Here is a 4,456-nt window from a genome sequence, read left to right as displayed (position 1 = left end):
CTTCGGCGGCGGGCGGACGGCCAGCCTCGCGCAGAGCCTGCTCGGCGTGCTGGCGGGCTGCGCAGTCTTTGCCGCAGGCGCGGTAGCCCTGCGGCTGCTCAGCGAGAGCGAGCTGCGCCAGCTGCCGGGCTTCGGCCCGAAGCTGGCGGATAAGCTGAAGAAGCTGCGCCTGTTCCCCTAAGAAGCGGGGACACAGTGTACGCTGGAGATATTACTTATAGAGCAAGATAAGCGGCTGCCTGATGCATCAGGCTTATAGGCTGCCCAAGAAGGAGTGGAACGGATGAGTGCAACATTAACAGTGGTTGGCCTGGGTTCAGGCAACCCGGACCGGCTGACGCTGGGGATAATCAAGAAACTAAAAGCAGCAGGGGCCGTTTATGTACGGACCGCTGAGCATCCGGTGATGGCGGCGCTCAAGGAGTTGGATATATCTTCCCAATCGTTTGACGGGTTATATGAGTCGCTGGATTCCTTTCCGGAAGTATATGAAGCGATTACTTCCCGGTTAATCGAAGAAGCGTTGTCTGCACCGCAGGGTACTGAGATCGTCTACGCTGTCCCGGGCCACCCGATGGTCGCGGAGTCGGCGGTATCCCTCCTGCGCCAGCGCTGCCCGGAAGCGGGCATTGAGCTGCAGATTCTCGGCGGGGAGAGCTTCCTGGATGAGGCATTTGTACGCCTTGGCTTCGATCCGATTGAAGGCTTTCAGCTGCTGGATGCCTCCGGAATCCGCAGCTCCCAGCTTCAGCCGGAGCTGCATACCCTGATCGGCCAGGTCTATGACAGCTTTACAGCATCGGAAACAAAGCTGTGTCTGATGGAGCTGTACCCGCCGGAGTACGAAGTGATCGTGGGCCATGCGCTTGGAGTGGAACAGGAGGAGCGTATTCTACGGGTGCCGCTGTATGAGCTGGACCGGCTGGACGGGTATGGTAACCTTTCACTGGTCTATGTTCCGGCGAACCGTTCGGAGGATGCGCGTAAACGCACCTTTGCCCGCCTTCATGAAATTGTTGATACCCTGAGAAGCCCGGAGGGCTGTCCTTGGGACCGTGAGCAAACGCATGAATCGCTGCGTAAGAATCTGATCGAGGAAACCTATGAGGTACTGGAAACGATCGATGAGGATGATCCGGACCATATGAAGGAAGAGCTGGGGGATCTGCTGCTGCAGATCATGCTTCATTCCCAGATGGAAGAGGAGCTGGGCACTTTTAGTGTCTATGATGTGATTGAAGGATTGAATGACAAGCTGATCTTCCGTCATCCACATGTATTTGGCGGCAAAAACGCTGCAGATGCCGAAGAGGCGCTGAAAAACTGGGAAGGCATGAAAGCTGAAGAGAAGCGGCTGAAAGGTATGAAGCCTGAAGCAGAGTCGGCGCTTAGCGGTGTTCCCCGCGATCTGCCTGCACTCATGAAAGCCTACAAGCTGCAGAAGAAGGCGTCCAAAGTGGGCTTCGATTGGGATAATACGACTGACGTTCTGGCCAAAATCCGCGAGGAAGTCGATGAGCTGCAGGAAGCAATTGAGACCGGGGCAACAGCTGAAGAACAGATGCTGGAGCTTGGCGATCTGCTGTTCGCAGCGACCAACATTGCCCGCTTCATCGGAGCCGACCCGGAGGAGGCACTGACCCGCACTAACCGCAAGTTTGTGTCGCGTTTTGCTTACATCGAGCAGCAATTGCTGAATCGGGGTACAAGTGTGAAGGAGAGCAGCCTGGAGGTTATGGAGCAATTATGGCAGGAGGCGAAGGCGGAGGAGCGGAAATAACCCGGCTAAACCGGGTAAAACTATTAAAATTCTTCCGTACGGCGGTTTCGGAAAATGGTATATTTTCTTGTATCTCGCGGTATAGGTGCGGCAAGAAGCGGCAATGCTGTGAATGAGCCTTAATTCCCTGGTTTCAAATGCAGTGAGAGGTTTATAATGTAGTAGTGCTTTGAGCCTGGAAAACTACTATATTTTTAAAAAAAAGGTCGTTGTGGCAGGATTTCAGAGCGGCATCAAGAATATCATAAAGACGAAATGACGATTTGCGCCAGATTCTGGCAGCGTGGATCGCATTTCATTTATTTTTTCGTATCCTAGGAGGAACTTCAAATTATGAACAAGACAGATCTGGTAAACAACATTTCCGAAAAAAGCGGATTGGCCAAAAAAGATGTAGAAGCAGTACTGAACGGCGTACTTAGCGAAATTACAGAAGCTTTGTCCAAAGGGGATAAAGTGCAGCTGATTGGCTTCGGTACTTTTGAAACCCGCAAACGTTCCGGCCGTACCGGCCGCAACCCGCAATCGGGCACACCTATTGAAATCCCTGAATCGACTGTACCGGCCTTCAAGGCTGGCAACAAGCTCAAAGAAGCCGTTAACTAATGCGTTTGGACAAGTTTTTGAAAGTGTCCCGGCTGATCAAGCGCCGTACTGTGGCCAAGGATGTGTCCGAACAAGGCCGGGTGCTGATTAACGGGAAAGAATCCAAACCAAGCAGCACAGTAAAAATCGGTGACGAGATTACGGTGCAATTTGGTCAAAAGCTCGTAACGGTCAAAGTGGAGAAGCTGGTTGAAACCACCCGCAAGGATGAAGCAGCCGGTATGTACACACTGCTCCGTGAAGAGCCTGTGGCCAAGAGCAGCGGTCTTGACTGGTAAGAGCTGATAGCTGAACAGAATAAAGAGCGCGGGCTTTACGATTAGGTAAAGCTTGCGCTCTTTTTATATTTTTCTTGAACCTGTGCATTTTGCGTAATGACTTTGAGGTATGGTCTCAAATTGTATATTCCCTGTGTTCTATAACCCTTCTGATCACCATAGATTAGAATCAAGAAGGAGGGGTACATGCTATGATCGAGCCAGTCAAAGTCAATAAACAGCACGATCTGCACATGCGCAGCCGCAAGCAATTGGAACTTACAGGCGTGCAGAATGTAGAGAGCTTCGACAGCGAGGAGTTTCTGCTTCGGACAGAACTTGGCCATCTCACCATTCGCGGGAATCATTTACATATCAAAAATTTAAGTCTCGAGAACGGTATTCTGTCCCTGGAAGGTAATGTCCATTCCCTGATTTATCTCGATCCCGGATCACAGGGTAAAAACAAGGGCATACTCGGCAAGCTGTTTAAATGAACCCCGCGGTTCAATGGATGACCCTGCTCTATATGATGCTGGCCGGCACAGCTATGGGATTGACCTATGACAGCTACCGGGTGCTGTCGCTGAAGCTAAGCTTTCCCAAATGGCTGAATGCGCTGCTGGATCTGCTCTATTGGGTATGGGCGGCCCTGCTCGTCTTTCGCATGCTGTATGCCGGAAATCAGGGGCAATTGAGGTTTTATGTCTTTTTGGGCCTCTTCTTAGGCGTATGGATCTATTTTTTGATCTTCAGTGTTACGGTGCGGCGTTTTGTGGTAATGTTAATTCAGTCGGTACAGTACACATGCAGACTACTATGGAGATTATTGGAAACCTTAATAGGTGTACCGCTGCTCTGGCTATGGCGCCTTCTAAAAGGGACGCTGCTGCTGCTGGGCCGTATCCTGTTATTTATCCTGAAGCTGCTTTTGCGTCTAACGAAGCCAATTTGGGTACTTCCAGTAAGGTGGATCTCTCCGTATTTGTCCCGGCTCTATCATTCCGCCTGGATTACGAGATCTATTGAATGGATAAACGCATGGCGGAAACGCTGACCTTTAATGGGGGTACGACGTATGAGCAGATTATCTGCGGAAGACAAGGGAAATCTAAGCGAAGCTTTGACCGCAGGCGCAAAGAGAAGAAAATTCATCTGGCTCCTCGTGATGGCCGTGTTTTTTGGTTGGTCCGGCTATATTTTCTTTGACCAGAGCGCTTCAATTGCGGACAAGAAAGAGGTGCTTGCCAAGAAGCAGGCAAGTAATGAGAACGTTACGGCCTCTCTCAATCAGCTGAAATACGAAGTGTCGAGGCTAAATGAAGATGAGTATATCGGCCAATTGGCGCGGAAATGGTACAATATGTATCTCCCGGGGGAACTGCCAATTCGTACGGAGCAATCAGGGCAATAAAGCAGGCCAAATAAGGCTTTCGCTGTGTTGCCTTGCTTTGCTCTTTACTGTATAATCAAATCACCGCAGACAGGATGGACTTTATATTCGTCTGTATATTTTTAAGGGAGGATCATTTTATTCTATGGCAATTGAAGTGGGCACCAAGTTAGAAGGCAAGGTGACAGGCATCACGCATTTCGGAGCATTTGTGGATCTGTCAGGAGGTGTCACAGGTCTCGTTCACATTTCGGAAATCGCTGATAACTACGTCAAGGATGTTAACGATCATTTGAAGATTGCTGATGTAGTAACCGTCAAGGTGATCAATGTTGACAAGGACGGCAAGATCGGGCTTTCCATTAAGCAGGCTGTAGATAAGCTGGCATCGGAAGTACGTCCCCCCAGAGCTCCAAGACC

At 50.5% G+C, this 4,456-nt stretch carries 7 protein-coding genes and 1 pseudogene; all 8 read left to right on the top strand.

All coding sequences use genetic code 11. The features are described from left to right. Nucleotides 1-181: pseudogene (locus tag AQR02_RS35065) on the top strand (putative polysaccharide biosynthesis protein); the annotation flags it as partial. A 102-nt stretch (nucleotides 182-283) separates the two neighbouring features. Continuing rightward, a complete protein-coding gene (yabN, locus tag AQR02_RS30480; protein WP_054944025.1) occupies nucleotides 284-1,780 on the top strand; it encodes a bifunctional methyltransferase/pyrophosphohydrolase YabN in 1,497 nt (498 codons plus the stop codon). A 333-nt stretch (nucleotides 1,781-2,113) separates the two neighbouring features. Next, nucleotides 2,114-2,386 carry an HU family DNA-binding protein gene (locus tag AQR02_RS30475; protein WP_054944024.1) on the top strand — a complete coding sequence of 91 codons (273 nt, stop codon included), beginning with the start codon at nucleotides 2,114-2,116 and terminating at the stop codon, nucleotides 2,384-2,386. Beyond that, the gene (locus AQR02_RS30470; RefSeq protein ID WP_038584395.1) at nucleotides 2,386-2,664 is read left to right on the top strand and encodes an RNA-binding S4 domain-containing protein; all 279 of its coding nucleotides are present in this window, start codon (nucleotides 2,386-2,388) and stop codon (nucleotides 2,662-2,664) included. Before AQR02_RS30475 ends, AQR02_RS30470 begins: the two co-directional genes overlap by 1 nt. Before the next feature lie 191 nt (nucleotides 2,665-2,855). Beyond that, nucleotides 2,856-3,140: a sporulation protein YabP gene (gene yabP, locus AQR02_RS30465; RefSeq protein WP_054944023.1), complete on the top strand. Its 285-nt coding sequence runs from the start codon at nucleotides 2,856-2,858 to the stop codon at nucleotides 3,138-3,140. After that, nucleotides 3,137-3,700, top strand: coding sequence for a spore cortex biosynthesis protein YabQ (yabQ, locus tag AQR02_RS30460; RefSeq protein WP_054944022.1), 564 nt, complete (start codon nucleotides 3,137-3,139; stop codon nucleotides 3,698-3,700). Before yabP ends, yabQ begins: the two co-directional genes overlap by 4 nt. A 21-nt stretch (nucleotides 3,701-3,721) precedes the next feature. Continuing rightward, nucleotides 3,722-4,057 carry an FtsB family cell division protein gene (locus AQR02_RS30455; RefSeq protein ID WP_054944021.1) on the top strand — a complete coding sequence of 112 codons (336 nt, stop codon included), beginning with the start codon at nucleotides 3,722-3,724 and terminating at the stop codon, nucleotides 4,055-4,057. A 124-nt stretch (nucleotides 4,058-4,181) separates the two neighbouring features. Further along, nucleotides 4,182-4,456: S1 RNA-binding domain-containing protein (locus AQR02_RS30450; RefSeq protein ID WP_148449246.1), on the top strand; the 275-nt coding region annotated here is incomplete at its 3' end.

It is taken from the genome of Paenibacillus ihuae (assembly GCF_001368795.1).
Lineage (GTDB): Bacteria > Bacillota > Bacilli > Paenibacillales > Paenibacillaceae > Paenibacillus_AQ > Paenibacillus_AQ ihuae.
Note: the sequence above shows the minus strand (reverse complement) of the source record. Positions and strands in the feature narration are given on the sequence as shown.

What these genes read in the sequence shown, in the direction of transcription:
- yabN (WP_054944025.1), top strand. Translation starts at nt 284, where the DNA reads ATGAGTGCAACATTAACAGTGGTTGGCCTGGGTTCAGGCAACCCGGAC.
- AQR02_RS30475 (WP_054944024.1), top strand. Translation starts at nt 2,114, where the DNA reads ATGAACAAGACAGATCTGGTAAACAACATTTCCGAAAAAAGCGGATTG.
- AQR02_RS30470 (WP_038584395.1), top strand. Translation starts at nt 2,386, where the DNA reads ATGCGTTTGGACAAGTTTTTGAAAGTGTCCCGGCTGATCAAGCGCCGT.
- yabP (WP_054944023.1), top strand. Translation starts at nt 2,856, where the DNA reads ATGATCGAGCCAGTCAAAGTCAATAAACAGCACGATCTGCACATGCGC.
- yabQ (WP_054944022.1), top strand. Translation starts at nt 3,137, where the DNA reads ATGAACCCCGCGGTTCAATGGATGACCCTGCTCTATATGATGCTGGCC.
- AQR02_RS30455 (WP_054944021.1), top strand. Translation starts at nt 3,722, where the DNA reads ATGAGCAGATTATCTGCGGAAGACAAGGGAAATCTAAGCGAAGCTTTG.